This window comes from Nocardia sp. NPDC004711, assembly GCF_053601595.1.
The window spans coordinates 12,037-35,557 of the sequence record NZ_JBSGCB010000071.1; the positions used below are offsets into that span (position 1 = coordinate 12,037).

The following is a 23,521-nucleotide window of genomic DNA, read 5'->3' on the forward strand; positions in this document are numbered from 1 at the left end:
GCCGAGATCAGACGAGGCGGTGCCCGCCGTCCACGTGCAGCACGGTGCCGGTGACGAAACCGTTGCCGATGACCGAAAGCACGGCGGCCGCAATGTCGTCCGGTCGCCCCAACCGCCTGGCGGGCAGCTTCTCGGCCATGGCCGCCAGCCGTTCCTGCTTGTCCTCCCAGGGCATCGACTCCCAGATGTCGGTCAGCACCCAGCCGGGCGACACCGCGTTCACCCGAATCGGGCTCAGCTCCACCGCCAGCGCCCGCGTCAACCCCTCCAGCGCGGCATTCACCGCCGCCACCATGGCCCCGCCCACCGCCGGGCGGTAGGCGGCGATTCCGGAGATGAAGGTGAGCGAGCCGTTCTCCGTCAACCGCGCGTGCTTGGCCAGCAGCATCGACCCGATCAGCTTGGTCTCGAGAAAGCCGCGCCCGTGCTCGAAATCGAAGGTGGCGACGGGTCCGTACGCCCCGGCCAGATCGGCGGCGGTGGTGATCACATGATCGACGGTCCCGACGGTCTCGAACAACCGCGAAACCTGTTCCTCGTCAGCGACATCCGCGACGAAGGCACTCACCTTCCCATTCCCGAGCTCCCGCACCGCGTCGGCCAGCCGCTGCTCCGACCGGCCGATGATGATCACCTCGTTGCCCGCCGCCAGCAGGGCGTCGGCGATCGCCTGGCCCATGCCGGAGCCGCCGCCCACCACGACCGCCCGTCCGACCTGTGTTCCGAATCCGTTGTCTGTCATGCCATCTAGCAAACCGGCGGCGCACACCCCGCGTCCACGACGCGCGGTCGAACAGCCGTGAGGCCGGGGCTAACACCGCAGGCCGCCCGCGTCCGCCAGGGCGGGAATGCCGCGAGCATGGCCGCCGGCGCCCGCTGGTCCGGGTCGGCGAACGCGGCCACCTCCGGCGCGGTGGCCGTTTCTCGAAGTCGAGGCCTGGGCGGTCAGCTGGAACCGAGGCGGAGGCCGCCGGCGAGGGCGTCGGCCATGGTGTGCAGCAGGGGGTTTCGGGTGCTGGTGCGCCAGGCGGCGGCGTAGGTGATGACCAGGGGGCGGGGTTGCAGGGGCCGCCAGACCAGGCCGGGGACCGTCGCGGTGCGGGCGGAGCCGACGCCGATGGCCCCGGGGCGGAGCGGGAGCAGCTGCAGCATCTGGGCGTGGCTCATGGCGCTGTCGCTGAGGACGACGGTCGCACCCCGCTCGCGCAATTGCGACAGCACCGAGTCGTGGACCTCGGGGGCGGCGTCGCGGGCGAACATGATGAGCTCGTGGTCGCCGAGGTGCGCCGGTTCCACCGAAACCGCCGCCGCGAGCGGGTGTTCGCGGGACATGACGATGCCGAGCTCCTCGTCGGCGATGGGGGTGCAGGTGAGGTGATCGGCCAGCCGGACCGGCATGCGCAGCACGGCCAGGTCGACCTCCTCCCGATCCAGCAACCGCGCCTGGTCGCCGCTGGTACCGGTGGACAGCGTGATGCGCACCCCCGGCTGGCGGGCCTTGAGCAGCGCCTCGAGCCGCCCCGGCAGCCAGGCGGGGGCGCCGTTCACGATGCCGAGGCGGAACACCGCATTGCCGGGCTGGGCGACCGCGCGGGTCTCGCGCAGCGCGGTCTCGGCCGCCTCCAGCACATTCCGGGCCGTCTTCAACAGCACCTCACCCGCGGCCGTCAGCTCCACGCCGTGACTGCCGCGGATCAGCAACGGTCCGCCGACCTCACGTTCGATGGCCCGGATCTGCTGGCTCAACGTCGGAGTGGAGATGAACAACCGCTCCGCCGCGCGCCGGAAATGCAACTCCTCCGCCACCGCCACGAAGTACCGCAACTGCCGCAATTCCACCCTTGAAGAGTAGGCGGCCACGCGGCCGCGCGAACAACCCGCCGGGCACCGGAATCGCCTCGGAATTCGGGGGCGCTACGCCCAGCCCGGGATCGGGGCGGGGGAGGTGACGGTGGCCCAGCGTTCGGCGATGCGGCGGCCCTGGAAGCGCCACAGTACGAAGCCCTGGAAGCTGAGCGGCTGCCCGGTGGCGCGGTCGGTCCAGCGCCAGATGTTGCGGCACATCACCCGGTCGCCCTCGGCGAGCATCTCCACCACCGTGACGTGCAGGTCGGGCATGGCCTCGTACATGCCGAGCATCATCTTCTCGTCGCCGGTCAGGTCGGTGGGGCGGCCGCCGGGACCGTCGTGGTCGACGAAGTCGGGGGTCATATTGCGATGGATGACAGCGGCATTGCGCCGGTTCACGAACTCCTCGAAATGGTCGGCGACGAACTGCTTCATGGATTCGAGGGAGAGGTCGGTGGGCATCTTCGCCTCCTCTGCGCGGCCGGGCGACCTTCTCCATGGTGCGCCCGGTCGCCCACGCGGCGTGAGGGATTGGGCAGCGCGATGTCGGCGATTGGGCAGCGCCATGCCAGAAGAGATCAGTCAGTGCCATGCCAGACGGGATCGGTCGTGCCACGCCGGCAGACCGGGCCGCCTCAGAGATTCGCGGGGCGGACCACCATGACCGAGGAGGCGCGTTTGCCCGATTCCTGGAGCAGCGCGATGGCGTGCCCCTCGGGATCGACGGCGGCGTAGACGCCGGGCAGGCCGATCGGGTCCAGCCAGCGGCCGTTGCGCAGGTCTTCGGCCTGGGCGGCGGTGATGTCGCGGACCGGGAAGGCGGCGCGCACGGCCGTGTCGATGTCCAGGCTCAGCAGCGGTTCGCCCGCCTCGGCGGCCGCGGCCAGCTGGTCCAGGGTGCGGGCGTGCTCGAGGGTGAAGGGGCCGACGCGGGTGCGGCGCAGTGCGGTGAGATGGCCGCCGACGCCGAGCTTTTCACCGAGGTCGCGGGCCAGGGCCCGGATGTAGGTGCCGGAGGAGCACTCCACCTCGACGTCGAGATCGACGAATCGGGTTGTGCCGGTGTCGATATCGCGGCGGGCGAGGACGTCGAAGCGGCTGACGGTGACGGGGCGCGCGGCCAGCTCCACGTCCTCACCGGCGCGGGCGCGCGCGTAGGCGCGTTCGCCGTTGACCTTGATGGCGCTGACGGTGGCGGGCACCTGCTGGATGTCGCCGGTCAATGTGGCGATGTGCGAGGCGATCTCGGCGTCGGTGAGATGCCCGGCCGCGGTGGTCGCGGTGACCTCGCCCTCGGCGTCGTCGGTCACCGTGGACTGCCCGAGCCGGATGGTGGCGGTGTACGCCTTGGTGGTCAGGATCAGCTGCCCCAGCAGTTTGGTGGCCCGTTCCACACCCAGCACCAGCACCCCGGTGGCCATCGGGTCGAGGGTGCCGGCGTGCCCGACCTTCTTGGTGCGCAACAGCCTTCGGCTCTTGGCGACCACGTCGTGGCTGGTCCAGCCGCCGTCCTTGTCGACGATCAGCAGGCCGCCGAAGGCGTCGACCAGCGGCGGCAGCTTCTCGCGCTTGGCCTGCACCGCGCCCATCAGGCCTCCACGATCGCGGTCAGGATGAGGCCGTCGCTGATCAGCCAGCGGCCGTCGAAGGAGGTCAGCGGACTGCCGCCGTCGGTGACCGAGCCGGGGACGAGCAGCTCGGTATGGAAGGTACCCACGCCGCGGCCCGCGGACTCCTCGTCCACGGTGAAGGTGATGTGCGCGTCCTCGAAGCCCAGCCACCGGCCGGTGAGCGGGAACCACGCCTTGTAGGTGGCCTCCTTGGCGCAGAACAGCAGCCGGTCCAGATGCAGATCGGTGCCGGGCAGCACGGTCCGCAGCCACTGCCGCTCGGGCGCCAGGCTCACCGAGTCCAGGATGCCGTCCGGCAGCTGACCGTGCGGTTCGGCATCGATGCCGATGGACCGGAAGCGCAGTTTGTGGCCGAGCGCCGCGGCCCGGTAGCCGTCGCAGTGGGTGAGGCTGCCGACGATGCCGCGCGGGAACACCGGTTCACCGGTGCCGCCCTTGCCGATGGCGACGGCGGGCTCCCCCAGCTGGGCCAGCGCCAGCCGGGCGCAGTAGCGCGCGCCGATGAAGTCCCGGCGCCGCTTCTCGACCGCGCGGGCAATCAGGTGCTCCTCGCCGGGGTGCGGTTTCAGATCCTCCGGGTATGCCGTCAGTTCGGCTGCGGCGACCCCGTTGGGCAGGATCCTGCCGAGTATGCGCGCCGACTCCGTCGCCGCGACTGCCCGCTCCTCGATGACCCGCCTCCTGCTCGCTTCCGGCACTGCCGAATCGAGCCTACCGGGCAGGCGCGGGCGGCTCCGCCGGTCATCCGGGAGCGCTCTTCGCCGGACACCGCCGCGGGTCCGTTGCTAGGCTTTTGCCAGCTCATATCCAATCCGCAGTCCGCAACCATCGCGGCGCTCCCGGCGAGTCCGCGAGGCAGGAGGCGCGATATGACCGTCGAACCATCGAAACGGACCGGCTCCGCGCCGGCCGGATTCATCGGTCCCACCCGCACCATGACCACCCTGCGCGTCAACGGCCACGACCACTACGCCGTGCTCGAACCCCGCACCAGCCTGCTGGACGCACTGCGCGAGCACCTGCACCTGACCGGCACCAAGAAGGGCTGCGACCAGGGCGCCTGCGGCGCCTGCACGGTGTGGATCGACAATCGGCGGGTGCTGGCCTGCCTGACCCTGGCGCTGGCCGCCGAGGGCCGCGAGATCACCACCATCGAGGGCGTGGCCGACGGGGACCGGCTGCATCCGGTGCAGCGGGCGTTCCTGGCGGCCGACGGATTCCAGTGCGGCTACTGCACTCCCGGCCAGATCATGTCGGCCATCAAATGCATCGAGGAGGGCCACGCCGAATCCGAGGCCGAGATCGCGGAGTGGATGAGCGGCAATATCTGCCGGTGCGCGGCCTATCAGAACATCCGGGAGGCCGTCGGCCGGGGCCGGGACGCCCTGCGGCGCGAGGACGGTGAGCTGCCGTGAAGCCCATCTCCTACGCCCGGCCGACCACCGTCGAACAGGCGGTGAGCACCGTGACCTCCAGGCCCGCAACGGTTTTCCTGGCGGGCGGCACCACACTGGTGGACCTGCTGCGCACCGGCGCGCTGGAACCGGACAATGTCGTGGACATCACCTGGCTGCCGCTGGGCGGAATCCAGCACACCGCCGACGGCGGGCTGCGCATCGGCGCGCTCGCCACCATGAGCGAGGTGGCGGCGGAATCCGGTGTGGCCGAACGCTATCCGTTCCTGTCACAGGCGCTGCTCCAGGGCGCGTCGCCGCAGTTGCGGAACATGGCGACCATGGGCGGCAACCTCATGCAGAAGGTGCGGTGCTCGTATTTCCGGGATCCCGCCAGCGCCTGCGACAAGCGCGATCCCGGGTCGGGCTGCGATGCGATCGACGGGTCGCACCGGGGGCACGCGGTGCTCGGGACCGGGCAGCGGTGCTTCGCGACCCATCCCTCGGATGTGGCGGTCCCGTTGACGGCGCTGGAGGCGACGGTCACCGTGTGGGGTCCGCGCGGGGAACGCACGATCGCCTTCGACGACTTCTTCCTGCTGCCCGGCCGCACTCCGCAGCTCGAGCATCCGATCGCCCCCGACGAACTGATCACCCGCATCGATGTGCCCGCACTGCCGTTCGCCCGCAACTCGCACTATCTGAAGGTGCGCGACCGGGAGTCCTACGAGTTCGCGCTCGCCTCGGCGGCGGTCGCGCTGAGTGTCGCCGAGGGCACGGTGCTGGATGTGCGGATCGGGCTGGGCGGTATCGCGACCAAGCCGTGGCGGGCCCGGATCGCCGAGCAGTTGCTGATCGGGGTGTCCGCGACCCGGGAGAACTTCGACCAGGCCGCGGCGACCGAGGTGCAGGGCGCGGACACCTCGCATCCCATGAACGCGTTCAAGGCGGAACTGGCGCGGCGGACGCTGGTGCGGGCGCTGGAAACGGTGTCACCACAGCCGCTTTCGGGAGCGACGCGATGACCGCCACCGCGGCCCGGCCGCTGATCGGGCAGGGATTCGATCGGGTCGACGGGCGCGCCAAGGTCACCGGGGCGGCGCAGTACACCGCCGAGGTGCCGCTGCCCGGCCTGGCGCACGCGGTGATCGTGGGCGCGCGAATCGGCAGCGGCACAGTGCTTTCCATCGACAGCGGGCCCGCGCTCGCGGCGGGGGCGGTCGCGGTGTACACGCACGAGAACCTGCCGAAGGTGACGGCCATCCCGTCGCAGTGGCCGTCCGGCTTCGGCGGACCCGCGCCCGGGCAGACCTTCTTCCCCTTGCAGGACGCCACGATTCACTACTACGGCCAGCCGATCGCCGTGGTGGTCGCGGATACCTTCGAGTCCGCCCAGCACGCGGCCGAGCTGGTGACGGCCGACTACGACGCGCAGCAGCCGCTCATCCGGCTCGAGGACGGACGCGACGCGCAGTATCAGCCGAAGACGGTCTTCTGCGGTCTCGTCCCGGCCGTGCAGTCGCGCGGGGACTTCGAGGCGGCGGCCGACACCGCGGTCCACACCGTCGACGCCACTTACCATTTCGCCGCCAACCACCACAATCCCATCGAGTGCTCGGCCACCGCGGCGAGCTGGGACGGCGACACCGTCACCGTGTACGACGCCACCCAGGGCGTGAGCGCCACCCAGGCCACGGTGGCCGCGTACCTGGGCATCTCACCCGCGAATGTGCGAGTGATCGCGCACTACGTGGGCGGCGGCTTCGGCGCCAAGGCCCTGATCTGGCCGCATGTCACGCTCGCGCCCATGCTCGCCCGGGAACTGGGCCGCCCGGTCAAGGTGGTGCTCACCCGCGAGCAGATGTTCTACGGCACCGGATTGCGGGAGGAACAGGAGCAGCGGGTCACGCTGACCTGCGACGGCCAGGGCACGTTCACCGGGTTGCGGCACCACAAGCTGTCCGTCACCTCACCGTTCGACGACTGGGCCGAGGTGTCGCTGGGCGTGGCCGGGCAGGCGTACGCGATTCCGCACTGGGACGGGCAGTATCGCCTCATTCGCGGCAACCTCATGTCGCCGACGTTCACGCGCGGGCCCGGCGAGGCCTCCGGCATGCTCGCCATGGAGTGCGCCGTCGACGAGCTGGCCGCCAACATCGGCATGGACCCCATGGCATTGCGATTGCACAATCACGCCACCATCGACCCGGCGAGCGGGCATCCGTGGAGCTCCGACGGGTACGCCGAATGCGTGCGCACCGCCGCCGAACGCTTCGGCTGGTCCAGCGAGACCGGGCGCGGTGCCCCGCGCGCCGACGGCCACTGGCTGCTGGGCTGGGGCATGGCCACCGCCGGATACCCGGTGTACGAGCCGGGACAGCCGCAGCGCGCCCATGCGCGCCTGCTCGCCGACGGGGCGCTGATCGTGCAGGCGGGCACCCAGGACTTCGGCACTGGCGTGGCCACCGCCATGGCGCAGGTCGCAGGGGACGCCCTGGGCGTCGAATTCGACCGCATCCGAATCGATATCGGCGACACCGACTACCCGAACATCGCGGCGGCCGTCGGATCGATGGGTGCGGGCATGATCAGCGCGGCCGTGCACACCGCGTGCACCGATCTGCGCAGGCAGTTGATCGCGCTCGCGGTCGGCGATCCGGAGTCGCCGCTGCACGGGCGGATCGCCCCGGAGATCGAGGCGCGCGGCGGGCGGCTGCGGGTGCGCTTCAATCCCGCTGTCGGCGAGACGTATTCGGCACTGCTGGCCCGGCACCATCTCACCGACCTGGAGACCATCGGCACCTGGCACCCGCCCACCGGCGATCTGCCGTTCGGGCGCATCAGTTTCGGCGCGCAGTTCGCCGAGGTGGCGGTGGATCCGGAACTCGGGCTGGTCCGGGTGCGGCGCATGGTGGGGGCCTTCGCGCCCGGGCGGGTGCTCAATGCCAAGCTGGCGCGCAGCCAGGTGCTGGGCGGCATGAACTGGGGGCTGTCGCAGGCGCTGCTGGAGGCGACGCTGCCGGATGCGCGCACCGGCGCGTGGGCCAATCCGTCACTGCTGGAATATCTGCTGCCCGTCAATGCCGACGCACCGGAGGTCGACATCTCCTTCGTGGAGGTCAACGACACGATCGTCAACCCGCTGGGTGTGAAGGGGCTCAGCGAGCTCGGCATGATCGGCGCGGCCGCCGCCATCGTGAACGCGATCGCGCACGCCACCGGTCGACGCATCCGCGAGTTCCCGGTGCGCATCGAACACCTGCTCTGAAAACCGGTGTCCCACCGGTGAATCGGGCCAGGCCACCGCGGCAACCGGCCGGCCCGATTCACCGGGTGTCAGACCCCGCGGCGGCGTTCGGCGGCTTCCTTCATCTTCAGAGCGGCGGCCTGCATTTCAGGGGTGATCTTGAAGTGGCCGCCCCACTCGTTGAGGGTGTCGCCGTAGTCGGGGACGGGGAGGATCTGGCGCAGCAGTTTGTCGGGGAGGCCGCGGCGCTGCCATTCGCGGGGGTAGCCGAGGGAGACCTCTTCGAAGCGGACGCCGTCGTACCAGGTGGTGCGGGGGATGTGGAGGTGGCCGTAGACGGCGCAGACCACGTTGTAGCTGGTGTGCCAGTCGGAGGTGAGGTCGGTGCCGCACCACAGGGAGAACTCCGGGTACCACATCATGTCGACCGGCTTGCGCAGCAGCGGGAAGTGGTTGATCAGCACCAGCGGGGTGTCGGCGGGCAGGGCGTCGAGGCGGCGCCGGGTGTACTGGACGCGGGCGTGGCACCAGGCGTCGCGGGTCAGGTACGGCTCGGCCGAGAGCAGGAACTCGTCGGTGGCCACCACATTGCGGTCCTTGGCGATGGCCAGGCCCTCGGCCTTGGTCTTCGCGCCCTCCGGCAGCCAGGAGTAGTCGTAGAGCATGAACAGCGGGGCCAGGGTGACCGCGCCGCCGAACTCCTCCGCGCCCGCGCCCTCCCACACCGGGAACGGGTCCTCCGGTGTGACGACGTCCACATCGCGGCACAGCGAGACCAGGTAGTCGTAGCGGGCCGCGCCGTGCATCTGCACGGGATCCTTTGCGGTGGTCCACAATTCGTGATTGCCGGGCACCCAGATGACCTTGGCGAAGCGGCCCCGCAGAGTCTCCAGGGCCCAGCGGATGTCATCGGTCTTCTCGCCGACGTCACCGGCCAGGATGAGCCAGTCCTCGGGGGAATCCGCGCGGATCGCCTCGACCACCGGTTTGTTGCCCTGATGACCGACATGGATGTCGCTCACCGCCATCAACTTCGGAATCACCCAGCTCCGCCTCTCTGTTCGCGACCGGTCCTCGCAGCAACAGACCCGGCCCCCACCAGATTCCCATGCGGGGCCATAGCGGCTCTCAGCGCACCCAGCGAATCCGGGCGTCCGGGCCGAATCCAGCGGCGACAGTGAGAGTTCCGGTGGCATCGCGCCGGCAGGAAGCCACGGCGACGTGACAGGGCCGCGGGATCTCGGACGGGATCCGCACCCCGCCGTCGATCTCGTAGCGCATATTGGTGACCTTCCACCGGCGCGCCCGGGGATCCTCGGGATCCACCGGCGGGGCGTCGGGGCGGGCCACCACCATCACCTCGGTGATACCGATCGGCCATTCGAAGACCAGCAGCCCGCGCTGTTCGGCCAGGCTGCGCGCGGTGGGCATACCGCTGGGCCGGTCGCCATCGGGCCCGCCACCCGCGGCATCCGGCTCGCCGCGCTGGGCCGTATCGCGGTCCGAATCCCCACCGGACCGGGCCATTTCGGAGGCCCGGCCGGAGACGGACGCCACCACCCCGTACACCGGCACCGGCCCGGCCGGCGCCCCGCCGTCCTCCAGCGCGGTGCCGCGGGTGCGGCCCACCACCCGCCACGACCCGTCGGCGAGCAGCCGCGTGACGCGATACTCCACCTGCGTGGTCCGCGACGGGAGCCAGGTGATCACCACCGTCCCGTCCGGCTTGCGGCTCACCGTCACCGTTCCCGGCGCGCCCACCTGCAATTCGGCCAGCGCCGCCAGCGCCTCGGCATGGTCGGCGCACACCTCGAGCACGGCCCGCACGGCCGGCATGCGCAGTCCCGGATCCGACGGCAGCGCCTCGAACAGCCGCCCCGCCTCCATCACCGCCGCCCGCGCCCGCCCGATCAGCAACTCCCGGCCCGCTCCCCGCGGATCGGGATTGGGCACGTCCGCCGCCCGCCGATCCAGGAAATCCAGATGCTCGCCCAGCGCCTCCACGAACCTCCGCCCCGCACAACAGGACACGGCCGCCCGCCAGTGCACGGCCGCCTCCGCCAGCACCCGCTCGACCTCTTCCCCCACCGCCCGCACCGACCGCGCCCCCGGACCGTCGTCCCCGACCGCGCGCCGCGCATCCGTGACGAATCCGGCCGCCTCCCTGGGCCGTCCCGCCCGCAACGCGGCCCGCGCCGCCCGCAACGCCGCCTCCCACGGCCGCCCCGCACCCGCACCGCTCGCCTCGCCCGTATAGGGCGTCCGCTGCCACTGCGCCGCCTCCGGTGCCTCTCCACGACCTCGAGCAGGTGCGCCACCGCCCGAATGCCATTGCCCGCCACCGGTTCCCGGCGCGTCGCCGGTGTCGGAGGCGGCCGGACCCTCACCCCGAGGGTTGCTCGCGGGGTCGCGGCCGAATTCGCTTCCGGCGTCCGCGCCGGTCCCCGATGGAGCACCATTCCCCGCAGAGCGGGTCGAAGTCGTTGTGGCGGAACTGGTCTGCGCGGGCCCACCCGAGCGGGACGGGGCGGCGAGGTGTTCGCGGCCTTCGACGGTGGTGCCGAGTTCGTCGGTGAGGGTGATGAGGATGCGTTCGGCGGCGGCGCGGTCGAGGCCGGCGGCGATGGCGATGCCGAGGAGGTAGTCGAAATCTGCTGCTACCAGAAGATCTTCGACGAGTACGGCGGCGCGGACCTGGGGGCGGAGCTGGTCGGTGACCGTCTCGGTGATGGCGAGGAGGTAGGCGTCGACCATCGCGCCGCCGGGCTCGAGGATGTCGCCGATATGGATGAGGAGTTCGTCGAGGACCACGCGGATCCGGCCCGGCGGCAGTTCGCGGGTGCGGGCGCGCAGGGCGCCGGCGCGCAGGCGGATCTCGTTGGTGTGGTGGGCGGCGGCGAATTCCATGCCGAGCAGGGCCAGCAGGGTGGGGACCGGATCACCGGGGAGCAGGCGCTCGTATTCGGCGAGGAGCGCGCGGATCTGCCGGCGGCGTTCGGAACTCAGGGCGGGCGCGGCGGGCGGCGATGCCGGTGCGGGCGCCTCGTCGATGATGCGGTGGCGGCGCACCCGGGCGGCGATCTCGGCCACGGTCAGCCCGCCCATCCGGCCGATGTCCTCGAGGCCGGGGATCTTGGCGGCGGGAATGCCGCCGTGCCGCGCCACCAGCCGCTCGATGGCGGCGTCGAGCATCTCGTAGCGCTCGGCCTCCCGCCGGGCCCGCAACTGCGTCACCCGATCGGCCTCGACGAGCCGGGAACCGGTGTGCAGCAAGGGTTCCGAGAGCTCGGCGTGCGCGTCCACCAGCAGCCCGGCCAGCACCCGGTACTTGGGATGGTCGCGCAGCTTCTGCCAGAACGCCCAGACCGCCTCGACCCGCGCCGCCACCTCGGCGTCGCTCAGCCGCGCGGCCTCCGCGAGCGGAATGTCGTACAGCTCGAAGGCATCCGACTCATCGAGCCCGCCCCGGCGTTCGACGGCAGCGAGGACGCGCTTGCGGTAGTCATTGGAATCGAAGGCATGCATGGCTTGTCGTCGGACAGCGTATACCGGTCAGGAGTTGCGACGCCGGGTGCGCTGCAACTGATCCAGTTCGCGCTCCACGTCCGCCTGCGACAGGGTGGCCCCGGTCTGCACCGAAAGCGTCAGCGGCAGATCGGCATCCACATGGTAGGCGGTCACGTGCAGCACGCCGTCGAATCCCATCTCGAAGGTCACCCGGACTTCACTGCCCTCCGGATACCCGGGTGGAATGTCCCGAATCCTGCCCTCCACCAACACCTTCGTGTCCTCGGGCCGCGTCGACGCCGCCTGCCCCTGCTGCTCCACGATGGTCAGCTCGATCTGATCCTGGTCCGCCCGCACCGTCCCGTAGGACCGCCGCACGCGAATGGGCAGGGCCTGATTGCGATGCACCAGCCAGCTGGCCGCCAGCCCGTTGAACGGACCCAGCGCCAGCACTCCGAAGCCGCGCGACACCACCGTGTCCACCTGGATCTCGATCATGCGGCGCACCAGGCTCACCGGCTGCCCGAACGAATCGGCCACCCGCGCCAGCGAGGCCTCCAGATCGCCGGGATCCGCCTCGCTCAGCCCGGCGCCGTCGCGTAGTCGCCCACGGGTCACCAGATCCGCGGCCACCAGCCGCTCCATCTCCAGCTTCTCGCCGTAGAGCGCGGCCCCGCGCGCCACCGACAGATCCGGATCGCGCAGCTCACCGATCAGCCCGAATTCCTTGTGCAGCTGCTCGGCCACCATCGGCATCCGCGACGAGCCGCCCACCAGCAGCAGCCGATCCACCTGCCGGACCCCGCGCTGCCCGGCCGCGGCCAGCACCGCCTTGGTGAGATCCACCGTGCGCCGCATGAGCGAGGCGGTCATGGCCTCGAGTTCGTCGCGGGTCAGCGGGATCACCGCCCGCGCGCCGTCGTGCGCGATCACCACCTCGGTGCTGTCGGCGGTGGTCAGCTCGCGTTTGGCCTGCTCGGCGGCCAGCACCAGCAGCTGCGAGCCGACCGAATCGTCCAGGGGGTCTTCGGCATCCGGATTGGCGGCGCAGAACCGCTGGGACAGGTGCAGCGCCAGCCGCTCGTCCCAGTCCGCGCCGCCGAGCTGATGATCGCCCTCCACGGCCAGCACCGAGATGCGGCGGTCGGCGAGTTCGATGACGGTGGCGTCGAAGGTGCCGCCGCCGAGGTCGTAGACCAGCACGGTCTCGCGCGCCGGCGACGCGCCGATCTCGATGCCGCCGTCCAGCCGCCCGAAACCGTAGGACAGCGCCGCCGCGATGGGCTCGGACAGCACGCCCGCCACCTCGAATCCGGCGTAGGTGCCGGCCTGGATGGTGGCCCGGCGCTCTTCGTCGCCGAAGTAGGCGGGCACCGTGATCACCACCCGCCGCACCGGTTCGCCGCCCGCGAATTCGGCATCGGCGGCAAGGCTTTTCAGAATGAGAGAGGAGACCGCGGGCGCCGACCACAGTTGCCCGTGCGCGCCGAACCGCCACTCCGCATCTCCCATGCGGCGTTTCACCAGCGTGCACACGTGATCGGGATCGAGGCGGGCCTGCCGGCGCGCGCCCTCCCCCACCACATGGTCGGTGGCGGAGGCGAACAAGACGACAGACGGGACGGTCGGTTCACCATTGAGCCCGATCAGCACTTCCGGCCGGCCGTCTGCGTCAATTGTGGCAATTGCCGAATTCGTTGTGCCCAGATCGATTCCATAGACCCCCACGACGGCGATGGTAGCAGCCGGGATCGACTACCGGGTCTATCGTTCGAGCATGACCGATCCATCCCCGGCGGCCACCCTCCCGGCCCTGCCCGCAGTGCCCGCCCCGACCGACCTACCGGCCACAACGCTCGACCGCATCACCGAACGCATCGACGACCTGGCCCGCGTCATCGCCCGGCAGGCCGCCACCATCGAGCGATTGGCCGACGAGGCGAAACTGAAGATCCGCGACGAGCGCGCCGAAGCCGACGCTCCCCTGATCCGCGACCTGTTCGCCCTGCACGGCCTGGCCCAGACCTTCGCCTCCACCACCGATTCGGAGCCGGACCGCCAGGGCTTCGAGACCATGAGCCGCCGGGTCGAGCGCATGCTGGCCGAGCGGGGCGGTGAGCTGGTGACGCCGTTCCGGGGCACGGACTTCGATCCGGACACCATGGAGGCCGCCGAGCTCACCGACACCGACGATCCGGCCGCCGACCGGACCGTGGAGTCGGTCATCCAGCCGGGGCTGACGATAGGAGATCGGTCCATCCGGCCCGCGAAAGTCGTTGTGCGCCGGTATCGCAGGGCCTGACCGTCCCCCACGGCCCGAAACTGACACTTGTTCCAGTAAGCGCAAGTGCTTAACCTCGGGCTCATGACCTATTCCGCCGCCACCGCGATCGTCACGGGTGCCGCCTCCGGCATGGGGAGAGCGCTCGTGACCCGGTTGCTGCAGGGCGGCGCGTGCGTCTATGCCGTCGACCGCGCGGTGGCGGGCCTGGACTCGCTGGCCGCGAGCAGCGCCGGCGACCTCACCACCATGGTCGCCGACGTCACCGACCGCGAGGCCCTCGCCGACGTGGTCGAGCGCGCCGTCGCCGAGCACGGGCGGCTCGACTTCATGTTCAACAATGCCGGCATCGTGGTCGGCGGCGATTTCGCCAAGATGACCGACATCGCCTGGAACCAGATCGTCGACGTCAACTTCTGGGGCGTCGTGCACGGCACCCAGCTCGCCTACACGCGCATGCTCGACCAGGGCGGCGGGCACATCGTCAATACCGCCAGCAGCGCGGGCGTCCTGCCGGTGGCGCGATCGGTCGCCTACACCGCCACCAAGCACGCCGTGGTCGGCCTGAGCACCGCGCTGCGCGCCGAGGCCGCCGAACACGGAATCAAGGTCAGCGTGGTGCTGCCGGGCGTGGTCGACACCGGCATCTTCGACAGTGCCGTGAACCTGCCCGGCTACGACTACCGCGCCTCCATCGACAAGCTGCCCTTCGCCAAGGTGAGGCCGCTCGCCGCCGCCGACGCGATTCTCGACGGCGTCGCGAAGAACAAGCAGTACATCAGTTTTCCCGCCTACAACCGCCTCATCATCGGGCTCAACAGGCTCCTGCCCGACGTGATGGCGCCGATCATCAATCGCGGAGGACGCACATGAATCAGCGTGGAGGACGCCCATGAAACAGCACTATCGCAGCATCGATGTCGGCGAGCCGATGACCCGATTCGCCCGGGGCTGGCACTGTCTCGGGCTGGCCGAGAGCTTCCGGGACGGAAAACCCCACTCGGTCAACGCCTTCGGCACCAAACTGGTGATCTGGTCCGACAGCAAGGGCGAGCTGCACGCCCTGGACGGGTACTGCCGGCACATGGGCGCGGACCTCGCCTACGGCAGCGTCAAGGACGACAATATCGCCTGCCCCTTCCACGATTGGCGCTGGCGCGGCGACGGCAAATGCGCCGCCATCCCCTATGCCCGCCGCGTTCCGCCGTTGGCGCGCACCAGATCCTGGATCACCTGCGAGGAGAACGGGCAGTTCTTCGTGTGGAACGATCCCGAAGGCAATCCGCCGCCGCCCGAGGTCGCCATCCCGCACATCGAGGGCATCGATACCGACGAGTGGAGCGACTGGGACTGGAACACCCTGCTCATCGAGGGCGCGCACTGCCGCGAAATCATCGACAACAACGTCGATATGGCGCACTTCTTCTACATCCACTACGCGTACCCGGTGTACTTCAAGAATGTGTTCGAAGGGCACGTCGCGACGCAGTTCCTGCACTCCAAGGGGCGACCGGACGTGCACGCGAAGTCGAACTACTCGCAGGAGATGTCGCTGTTGCGTTCGGAGGCTTCGTATTACGGGCCGTCCTACATGATCAACACCCTGCACAACGACTTCGGCGACAACACCGTCGAGGTGGTGCTCATCAACTGTCACTACCCGGTGACGCACAATTCCTTCGTCCTGCAGTGGGGCGTGAGCGTGCAGCGCATCAAGGGCCTGCCGCCGGAGAAGTCGGAGAAGCTGGCCAAGGCGTTCGGCAAGAGCTTCGGCGTCGGATTCCTGCAGGACGTGGAGATCTGGAAACACAAGACCCGCATCGACAATCCGCTGCTGACCCAGGAGGACGGGCCGGTCTACCAGCACCGGCGGTGGTACGAGCAGTTCTATGTCGATGTCGCCGACGTGAAGCCGGAGATGACCGACCGGTTCGAATACGAGGTCGACACCACCCACGCCAACGAGAACTGGCAGGCCGAGGTCGCCGAGAACCTCGCAAGGCAGGCCGCCGCCCAGGCGAACGGCGCGCCCGACTAGCTCCGGAGGGGGGCCGGGGCGCACTCCGCCTCGGCCGCCGATCCCGCTGCCGCCGAACGCATTTCTCCTAGGCGGCGCGGCGCGGCACCTCGGCCCCGACCCGCGCCCAGCGCCCGGACAGCGCCCGCCGGCTGACGGCGACCAGGCGCAGCAGCATGAAAGCGACCAGCCCGGTCCAGATTCCGCCGATCCCCCAGTCGTAGGCCAGCGACAGCCAGATCATCGGCAGGAACCCCAGCAGCGCCGACCCCAGCGTGGCATTGCGCAGGAAGGCGGCATCGCCGGCGCCGAGCAGCACGCCGTCGAGCGCGAACACCACTCCCGCCACCGGGATCATGGCGGCGAAGAACCACCACACCACGTGGGTGCGATCGAGCACCGACGGATCATCGGTGAACAAGCGCGGAATCACCGAGTATCCGGCCGCGAACACCGCCGCCAGCAGCACCGAGAAGACCGTGGACCAGCCGGTGATCCGCCGCGCCAGACCCTGTGCGCCGCGCACGTTTCCGGCCCCGAGCGCGGCACCCACCAGGGTCTGCGCCGCAATCGCCAGCGAATCCAGGGTCAGCGCAAGGAAATTCCAGATCTGTAGTACCAGCTGATGCGCCGCCACCGATGCCGCCCCGAACCGCGAAGCCACCGCCGCCGCCGACACGAACGACGCCTGGAACGCCAGGCTCCGCACGATCAGATCCCGCCCCAGCACCAGCTGCGCCTTCATGATCTCGAGATGCGGTGCGAGCGGCACCTTCGCCCGCCACAGCGCACTCACGAACAGCGCACCGGAAATCGACTGCCCCACCAGATTCGCGACCGCCGACCCCGCCAGCTCCATCCGCGGCGCCCCCAGCAGCCCGTGCACCAGCGTCGGGCACAACACCCCCGAAACCACCAGCCCCGCAACCACATACCTCAGCGGCCGCCGAGTCTGCTGCACCCCGCGCATCCACCCGTTCCCCGCCATCGACAACAGGATCAGCGGCACCCCGAACAACGCGATCCGCACCCACGACTCCGCCGCCCGCGCGATGTCGTCCCCACCCGCGATGGCCCGCGTGATCGGCCCCGCGCAGACCTGCACCACCAGCACGATCGCCAACCCCACCCCCACCGCGATCCAGCTCGCCTGCACCCCCTCGACAACAGCCGCCCGCTCATCCCCCGCCCCGTGCCGCCGCGCAGCCCGAGCCGTCGTCCCATAACTCAGGAACGTCAACTGCGAACCGACCTGCGCCAGTATCAATCCCCCGACGGCCAGCCCGGCCAACGCCAAGGCCCCCAGCCGCCCCACCACAGCCATATCGAACAGCAGATAAATCGGCTCGGCGACCAGCACCCCCAGCGTCGGCACCGCGATCCCGAGAATCCGCCGCGGCCCGGCCGCCGCAGCCTCAGCGCCCCGCACCGCTGCCGCGTCCTCCGCCGACGCGGCCACGAATGCCGGGTCCTCCCCGCCACCATCCACCACGCCGGCACTGCTCATCCGCCCACCATCCCACACCACCCCACCCAGCCGCACCGCGCCGCCACCCCACCCTCGAACCCGCTGATCCGCCCGTCACCACCGCTTTTCCAGATCCCGCAAGCAGCGAGACCCGTGCCGCCGGCCACCGATCGAAATCCATAGCCAAGAAAATATATGTCCGTTTCCGCATCCGACTCACCAGCAGCGGCGTTCTCGCCGACCGCCTTGGGCTGGGTCAGCGGACCAGGTTCGCCACCGATTCCTCGGCCACCCGAGGGAACTCGCTCGCGACCCCGGACAACTCGCACCTGCGAATTCGGCTCCGGCAGGCAGCTATTCGCGATGCCCCTCCCCCGGCACGGTCGTATCGCCGCGCGTATTCCCGTCGACTCGCGACGGCTCCTCGGGCAGGCTGGGCGGCATGGTGGATCTCGAGACAACAATCGCGGCGGTGACGGTCTATCCGGATCGGGCCCGAGTCACCCGGTCCGGCAAGGCGACACTGGACGCGGGCGAACATCGCATCCGCGTGTCACCGCTGCCGCTGGAACTGCTGCGCGACTCGATCCGCGTCGCGGGCCGGGGCGACGTGACGGTCCTCGGGGTGGACATCATCACCGAACGGCAGCCCGAGCCGGACGACGAACAGATCGCCGAGCTCACCTCCCGCAGAAACGAACTGGATGCCGCGCTGGCCGAACTCGCCGACGCCGACCGCGTCGCCGACGCCCGCATCGAATTCCTGCAGCGCCTGGTCCGCAAGTCCGCCGGGCACCTGGCCAAGACGACCGACGAGCGGGTCATCGCCTTCGGCGACAGTCTCGAGGCGCAATACGGGGCCGTGCACGCCGGACGCCGCGACCGAGAACGCCTGCGGCAGGAGCACATTCTGGACAAGCGGGCGATCGAGCGGCGGCTGGCGGACCTGGGCCGCAAGAACCGCCCCGACATCCGGGCCGCGGTCATCACCGTCGACGCCGCCCGGCCGGCCACCGCCGAACTGGAACTGTCCTATGTGGTGCCCGGCGCGCGCTGGACCAGCACCTACGATCTGCGCCTCGACGACAGGGGCCTGAGCTTGCGCTGGTTCGGACTGGTGCGCCAGCAGACCGGCGAGGATTGGCCCGCATGCCGCCTCGAATTGTCGACCGCCCGCCCGGCGGTCGCCCTGGACGTGCCCGAACTGGCCCCCTGGTACCTCAGCACCACGCCGCCCGAGCCGAAACTCATGGCCAGGCGGCACGCTTCCCGGTCCGGGGACTCCGACGGCGCGAACCCCACGCTCGCCCCAGCCGCGCCTGCGCCCGCCGGTGCGTTCCCGCCACCGCCACCGCCCCCGGTCCGAGAAGCGGTCACAACCGTCGAGCACGGGGCCACCGCCGCCACCTACTCGCCGCAGCGCCCGGTCGCCATCGCGGCCGACGGCACCGAACACCGCACGCTGATCATCGCCCTCGACCTCGAGGCCGATCTGGATCACGTGACCGCGCCGATCCGCGCACCCGAGGCGATCCTGCGCGCCACCGCGCGCAACACCTCCGAGCACACCTTCCCCAAGGGCCGCGCGTCCCTGTTCAACGACACCGAATACGTCGGCGCCACCGATCTCGACCTCTGGGCCCCCGGCGAGGAACGCGAACTCGCCCTCGGCGTGGACGATCGCATCCGTGTCGAACGAGAACTGGTGCGCCGCAATGCCTCCAGGGCGACCCTCGGCTCGGCCCGCCGCGTCGAAATGGAGTACACGATCACCGTCACCAACCACGGCGCCCGCCCCACCACCGTGACTGTCCTCGACCGCCTGCCGGTCGCCCGCGACGCCACGGTCACCGTCCGCGACACGGTCCTGAAACCGCCCCCGACCGAGCGCGACGACCTCGGCATCCTCACTTGGAAACGCCACCTCGAGCCGCAGGACCGGACGGTCATCACCCTCGGCTACCGAGTCGAAGCCCCCAAGGGTGTCACCATCTTCGGCCTGCCGGACTGACCCGGCCGATCACCCGGGGCGTCGCCGTCATGGGCGCGTTGTTCGCCTACCTCACCCTGCGCGGCATCGGCGGGTCGACCAGACCGCGGTGACGAATCGAGCTGAGCGACACCGGGATCCGGGTCAGCCGAGTTCGCGGACAAGGTTCGCCAGCAGGTCCGGGGCCTGGCCGGTGGTGGAATAGCCTGCGGCGTAGCGGTGTCCACCGCCGCCGAGAGCGGTGGCGACGCGGGCGACGTCCAGGCCGGGTGAGCCGTCGGCGGCGTCGTGTGAGCGCAGGGAGACCGTCCAGTGGTCCGGGTCGGTGCGGGATTCCTTGAAGACCGCGGCGACCTGGGCTTCGGCAGTGGTGCGGATGAGGTCGATGATGCTCTCGACCTCTTCGGAGCGGACGGCCTCGGTGTCCTCGCGGCGGACGACCGCGTAGACCAGGCCCGCGCCGGCGGCGGCATCCGGAATCAGCTGGGCGGAGGCCAGGACCCGGGACAGCATGGGGAGCCAGGCGAAAGGATGGGTGTCCATCAGGGTGCGGGTGATGGCCGCGCCGTCGATGCCGGTGGCCAGGAGGCGTTCTGCCAGGGTGTGGGAGCCGGGGCGCACCCATTTGAAAGAGCCGGTGTCGGTGACCAATCCGGCGTAGAGGCAGTGCGCGATATCGCGATCGACGGGCTCGCCCCACGCCTCCAGGATGCGGGCGATGACGCCCGCGGTGGATTCGGCGGCCTCGTCCACGACATTGACCCGACCGAAGCGGGTGTTGGACCGGTGGTGGTCGATGACCAAAGTCGTTGCGGCGCTGTCCAATCGGTCACGCAGCGAGCCGAGCCGTCCGGCACTGCCGCAGTCCACGGACACCAGGACATCGACCTCGCGCGGCACCTGGTCGGCGCGGACCAGCAAGTCCGTGCCGGGCAGCGACCGCATGGACACCGGCAGTTCGGCCGGTTCGGCGAAGGAGACGACGACCGGGACCCCGCGCCGGCGCAGCACCTGCGCCAGGGCCAGCCCGCTGCCGACGGTATCGGCATCGGGCTGGATGTGGCAGAGAATCGTCACCGATTTCGCGGCCTCGAGAACCTCGACGGCAGGGGTGACATCGACGGGGGTCACGGCGTGGTCAGGCTTCGTCGTCGTCCTCGTCCTCGTCCGACTTGTACGGGTCCGCCTCACCCGCGTAGTTCGCGCCGACCGCCACCTGCGCCACACGCGCGTCGGAGGCGCGGGCCTTGGCCAGCAGCTCCTCCATCTCGCGGGCCGCGTCGGGCACGGTGTCGAGCTTGAACGCCAGCGTCGGAGTGAACTTCACCCCGGTGCCCGCACCGACCTTGGACCGCAGAATCCCCGCGGCCTTCGACAGGCCGGCGGCGGCTTCCGCAAAATCGGGTTCGGCGTCGAGGGTTTCGCCCATGACGGTGTAGTAGATGGTCGCCTCGCGCAGGTCACCGGTCACCTTGGCGTCGGTGATGGTGACGAACCGCAGTCGCGGATCCTTGATCTCGTACTCGATCGCCGTGGCGACGATGGACGAGATGCGCTTCGCGAGTCGGCGTGCTCGAGCCTGATCAGCCATGCCGAGCCCTCCTCACTTCTTCAGTCTTCGGGTCCGAAGACGCGACGGCGTACCGCCAGCAACTGTAACTCCGGACGATTGGCGACGTGCCGTTCACATTTGTCCAGCACCTCGGTCAGATGATTCATGCCGTAGCTGACCATTGCCACACCGAGCAATGCCCGGCGATACCGGTCATGATCTCCGCCCTCGGTGACACTCACCTCGAACCGCTTCAGGTCGGCGAGGATGGGGCGGATGACAGAGCGCTTCTCTTTCAGTGAATGCACATCACCGAGCAAGATATCGAACTCGAGCGCTCCGAAGAACATCTTTTCAGTCATATGAACGCGCCCCGGGGAATGCGCGCACGGTTACCCGGAAAGGGAAGGGGCACGATCCCGCCGGACCCGGAGGCCCGGCGGGATCGTGTACTGCTTCCTAGTCGCGCGGCTTCTCCCGCAGCTCGTAGGCCTCGATGATGTCGCCGTCCTTGATGTCGTTGAAGCCCACGGTCATACCGCACTCGTAGCCTTCGCGGACCTCGGTGACGTCGTCCTTCTCGCGACGCAGCGACTGGATGGTGGTCTCGGCGACCACCACGTTGTCGCGGATCAGGCGCGCCTTGGCGTTGCGCTTGACCGAGCCCGAGAGCACCCAGCAACCCGCGATATTGCCGAACTTGGAGGACCGGAAGATCTGGCGGATCTCCGCCCGACCCAGCTCGTGCTCCTCGTAGATCGGCTTGAGCAGACCCTTGAGGGCCTTCTCGATCTCGTCGATCGCCTGGTAGATGACCGAGTAGTAGCGAATGTCCACGCCTTCGCGGTTCGCCAGCTCGGTCGCCTTGCCCTCGGCCCGGACGTTGAACCCGATGATGATCGCGTTCGACGCCGACGCCAGGTTGACGTTGGTCTCGGTGACGCCACCGACACCGCGGTCGATGACGCGCAGCCGCACCTCGTCGCCCACATCGATACCGAGCAGCGCCTCTTCGAGGGCCTCGACGGTACCGGAGTTGTCGCCCTTGAGGATCAGGTTCAGCTCCGAGGTCTCCTTCAGAGCGGCATCCAGATCTTCCAGGGAGATCCGCTTGCGGCTGCGCGCGGCCAGGGCGTTGCGCTTGCGAGCGTTGCGGCGGTCGGCGATCTGACGCGCGATGCGGTCTTCCTCGACGACGAGCAGGTTGTCACCCGCGCCCGGCACCGAGGTGAAACCGATGACCTGGACGGGCCGCGACGGCAGCGCCGCCTCGACGTCGTCGCCGTGCTCGTCGACCATGCGGCGCACGCGACCGTAGGCGTCGCCCGCCACGATCGAGTCGCCGACGCGCAGCGTGCCGCGCTGGATGAGCACGGTCGCCACCGGACCACGACCACGGTCGAGGTGGGCTTCGATGGCCACACCCTGCGCGTCCATGTTCGGGTTCGCCCGCAGATCCAGGGCCGCGTCCGCGGTCAGGACCACGGCCTCGAGCAGCTGCTCGATGTTGGTGCCCTGCTTCGCCGAGATGTCCACGAACATGGTCTCGCCACCGTATTCCTCGGCGACCAGACCGTATTCGGTCAGCTGCTGGCGAATCTTCTGCGGGTTCGCGCCTTCCTTGTCGATCTTGTTGACCGCCACCACGATCGGCACGTCCGCGGCCTGCGCGTGGTTGATGGCCTCCACCGTCTGCGGCATGACGCCGTCGTCGGCCGCGACCACGAGGATCGCGATGTCGGTGGCCTTCGCACCACGGGCACGCATGGCGGTGAACGCCTCGTGACCGGGGGTGTCGATGAAGGTGATGAGACGGTCGTCGTTGTTGACCTCGGCCAGTACCTGGTAGGCGCCGATGTGCTGGGTGATGCCGCCGGCCTCGCCCTCACGGACGTTGGCCTTACGGATGGTGTCCAGCAGTCGGGTCTTACCGTGGTCGACGTGACCCATGACGGTCACGACCGGCGGACGGACCTGCAGGTCCTCCTCGTCGCCGTCGTCCTCGCCGTAGGTGAGGTCGAAGTTGGCGAGCAGCTCGCGGTCCTCGTCCTCCGGGGAGACCACGTGCACGACGTAGTTCATCTCCGAACCCAGCAGCTCGAGGGTCTCCTCGTTCACCGACTGGGTAGCGGTGACCATCTCACCGAGGTTGAACAACGCCTGTACCAGCGAGGCCGGGTTGGCGCCGATCTTCTCGGCGAAGTCGGACAGCGACGCGCCACGGGCGAGGCGAACGATCTCGCCGTTGCCGCGCGGCAGCCGCACGCCACCGGCGATGGGCGCCTGCTGGTTCTCGTACTCGGCGCGCTTCGCCCGCTTCGACTTACGACCCTTGCGGGGAGCGCCACCCGGACGTCCGAAGGCACCCGCGGCACCGCCGCGACCACCACCGGAACCGGGACGGCCACCGCCGCCGCCACCACCGGGACGACCGCGGAAACCACCGGGAGCGCCACCGGTACCGGCACCGGCGCCGGCACCCTGACCGCCACACACCCGGCCTGCGCCGCGAGGAGGTGGCCGCGCTCGCCGGTGTCAGCGCAGACTACCTGGCCCGCCTCGAGCAGGGACGCGACACCAACCCCT

General features: G+C 70.0%; 20 protein-coding genes and 1 pseudogene. 8 read left to right on the forward strand and 13 right to left on the reverse strand.

From position 1 onward, the window contains the following. Positions 1–7: 7 nt before the first annotated feature. From ACWEKS_RS42515 to npt, 5 genes are all read right to left on the reverse strand, one after another. On the reverse strand, positions 8–742 hold the full coding sequence (locus tag ACWEKS_RS42515; RefSeq protein ID WP_452345386.1) for an SDR family oxidoreductase: 735 nt from the start codon (positions 740–742) through the stop codon (positions 8–10). Positions 743–945: 203 nt separating this feature from the next. After that, positions 946–1,839, reverse strand: a complete 894-nt coding sequence (locus ACWEKS_RS42520; protein WP_452345387.1) for a LysR substrate-binding domain-containing protein — start codon at positions 1,837–1,839, stop codon at positions 946–948. 75 nt (positions 1,840–1,914) lie between these two features. Further along, a complete protein-coding gene (locus tag ACWEKS_RS42525) occupies positions 1,915–2,310 on the reverse strand; it encodes an ester cyclase (protein WP_452345388.1) in 396 nt (131 codons plus the stop codon). A 173-nt stretch (positions 2,311–2,483) separates the two neighbouring features. Continuing rightward, positions 2,484–3,437 (reverse strand): tRNA pseudouridine(55) synthase TruB, encoded by a 954-nt coding sequence (gene truB, locus ACWEKS_RS42530; RefSeq protein ID WP_452345389.1) that lies wholly within the window; start codon positions 3,435–3,437, stop codon positions 2,484–2,486. After that, positions 3,437–4,111 carry a 4'-phosphopantetheinyl transferase Npt gene (gene npt, locus ACWEKS_RS42535; RefSeq protein ID WP_452345402.1) on the reverse strand — a complete coding sequence of 225 codons (675 nt, stop codon included), beginning with the start codon at positions 4,109–4,111 and terminating at the stop codon, positions 3,437–3,439. Before npt ends, truB begins: the two co-directional genes overlap by 1 nt. 237 nt (positions 4,112–4,348) lie before the next feature. Here npt and ACWEKS_RS42540 point away from each other — a divergent pair, with 237 nt between their 5' ends. From ACWEKS_RS42540 to ACWEKS_RS42550, 3 genes are read left to right on the forward strand one after another with little or no spacing between them, the layout of a single operon-like run. Next, a complete protein-coding gene (locus ACWEKS_RS42540; RefSeq protein WP_452345390.1) occupies positions 4,349–4,894 on the forward strand; it encodes a (2Fe-2S)-binding protein in 546 nt (181 codons plus the stop codon). After that, positions 4,891–5,898, forward strand: coding sequence for an FAD binding domain-containing protein (locus ACWEKS_RS42545; protein ID WP_452345391.1), 1,008 nt, complete (start codon positions 4,891–4,893; stop codon positions 5,896–5,898). Before ACWEKS_RS42540 ends, ACWEKS_RS42545 begins: the two co-directional genes overlap by 4 nt. Further along, positions 5,895–8,141 carry a xanthine dehydrogenase family protein molybdopterin-binding subunit gene (locus tag ACWEKS_RS42550; protein ID WP_452345392.1) on the forward strand — a complete coding sequence of 749 codons (2,247 nt, stop codon included), beginning with the start codon at positions 5,895–5,897 and terminating at the stop codon, positions 8,139–8,141. Before ACWEKS_RS42545 ends, ACWEKS_RS42550 begins: the two co-directional genes overlap by 4 nt. Positions 8,142–8,209: 68 nt before the next feature. Here the strand turns inward: ACWEKS_RS42550 and ACWEKS_RS42555 are convergent, their stop codons facing one another. The 3 genes from ACWEKS_RS42555 to ACWEKS_RS42565 all read right to left on the reverse strand — a co-directional run bounded on the left by ACWEKS_RS42555 (position 8,210) and on the right by ACWEKS_RS42565 (position 13,355). Next, the gene (locus tag ACWEKS_RS42555) at positions 8,210–9,163 is read right to left on the reverse strand and encodes a metallophosphoesterase family protein (protein WP_452345393.1); all 954 of its coding nucleotides are present in this window, start codon (positions 9,161–9,163) and stop codon (positions 8,210–8,212) included. Between the two features lie 85 nt (positions 9,164–9,248). Then, on the reverse strand, positions 9,249–11,645 hold the full coding sequence (locus tag ACWEKS_RS42560) for an Ig-like domain repeat protein (RefSeq protein WP_452345394.1): 2,397 nt from the start codon (positions 11,643–11,645) through the stop codon (positions 9,249–9,251). Positions 11,646–11,672: 27 nt separating this feature from the next. Beyond that, a complete protein-coding gene (locus ACWEKS_RS42565; RefSeq protein WP_452345395.1) occupies positions 11,673–13,355 on the reverse strand; it encodes an Hsp70 family protein in 1,683 nt (560 codons plus the stop codon). 49 nt (positions 13,356–13,404) lie between these two features. On the opposite strand from ACWEKS_RS42565, the gene ACWEKS_RS42570 reads away from it, so the two are divergent. From ACWEKS_RS42570 to ACWEKS_RS42580, 3 genes are all read left to right on the forward strand, one after another. After that, positions 13,405–13,929, forward strand: a complete 525-nt coding sequence (locus ACWEKS_RS42570) for a nucleotide exchange factor GrpE (RefSeq protein WP_452345396.1) — start codon at positions 13,405–13,407, stop codon at positions 13,927–13,929. 63 nt (positions 13,930–13,992) lie between these two features. Further along, on the forward strand, positions 13,993–14,781 hold the full coding sequence (locus ACWEKS_RS42575) for an SDR family NAD(P)-dependent oxidoreductase (RefSeq protein ID WP_452345397.1): 789 nt from the start codon (positions 13,993–13,995) through the stop codon (positions 14,779–14,781). Between the two features lie 19 nt (positions 14,782–14,800). Continuing rightward, a complete protein-coding gene (locus ACWEKS_RS42580; RefSeq protein WP_354839190.1) occupies positions 14,801–15,946 on the forward strand; it encodes a Rieske 2Fe-2S domain-containing protein in 1,146 nt (381 codons plus the stop codon). 67 nt (positions 15,947–16,013) lie between these two features. Here the strand turns inward: ACWEKS_RS42580 and ACWEKS_RS42585 are convergent, their stop codons facing one another. Further along, the gene (locus ACWEKS_RS42585) at positions 16,014–17,432 is read right to left on the reverse strand and encodes an MATE family efflux transporter (RefSeq protein WP_452345398.1); all 1,419 of its coding nucleotides are present in this window, start codon (positions 17,430–17,432) and stop codon (positions 16,014–16,016) included. Between the two features lie 403 nt (positions 17,433–17,835). Between ACWEKS_RS42585 and ACWEKS_RS42590 the strand changes: the two genes are divergently transcribed. Beyond that, on the forward strand, positions 17,836–19,404 hold the full coding sequence (locus tag ACWEKS_RS42590; RefSeq protein ID WP_452345399.1) for a DUF4139 domain-containing protein: 1,569 nt from the start codon (positions 17,836–17,838) through the stop codon (positions 19,402–19,404). Between the two features lie 123 nt (positions 19,405–19,527). Here ACWEKS_RS42590 and ACWEKS_RS42595 read toward each other — a convergent pair whose 3' ends face one another. The 4 genes and pseudogenes from ACWEKS_RS42595 to infB all read right to left on the reverse strand — a co-directional run. Then, positions 19,528–20,514 (reverse strand): DHH family phosphoesterase, encoded by a 987-nt coding sequence (locus tag ACWEKS_RS42595; protein WP_452345400.1) that lies wholly within the window; start codon positions 20,512–20,514, stop codon positions 19,528–19,530. Positions 20,515–20,521: 7 nt separating this feature from the next. Then, positions 20,522–20,974 carry a 30S ribosome-binding factor RbfA gene (gene rbfA / locus ACWEKS_RS42600; protein WP_452345401.1) on the reverse strand — a complete coding sequence of 151 codons (453 nt, stop codon included), beginning with the start codon at positions 20,972–20,974 and terminating at the stop codon, positions 20,522–20,524. 20 nt (positions 20,975–20,994) lie between these two features. Continuing rightward, a complete protein-coding gene (locus tag ACWEKS_RS42605; RefSeq protein ID WP_040859602.1) occupies positions 20,995–21,285 on the reverse strand; it encodes a DUF503 domain-containing protein in 291 nt (96 codons plus the stop codon). A 109-nt stretch (positions 21,286–21,394) separates the two neighbouring features. Continuing rightward, positions 21,395–23,455: pseudogene (gene infB / locus ACWEKS_RS42610) on the reverse strand (translation initiation factor IF-2); the annotation flags it as partial. On the opposite strand from infB, the gene ACWEKS_RS42615 reads away from it, so the two are divergent. After that, positions 23,437–23,521: helix-turn-helix domain-containing protein (locus tag ACWEKS_RS42615; protein WP_452345403.1), on the forward strand; the 85-nt coding region annotated here is incomplete at its 3' end. The pseudogene infB and the gene ACWEKS_RS42615 sit on opposite strands and share 19 nt — an antisense overlap.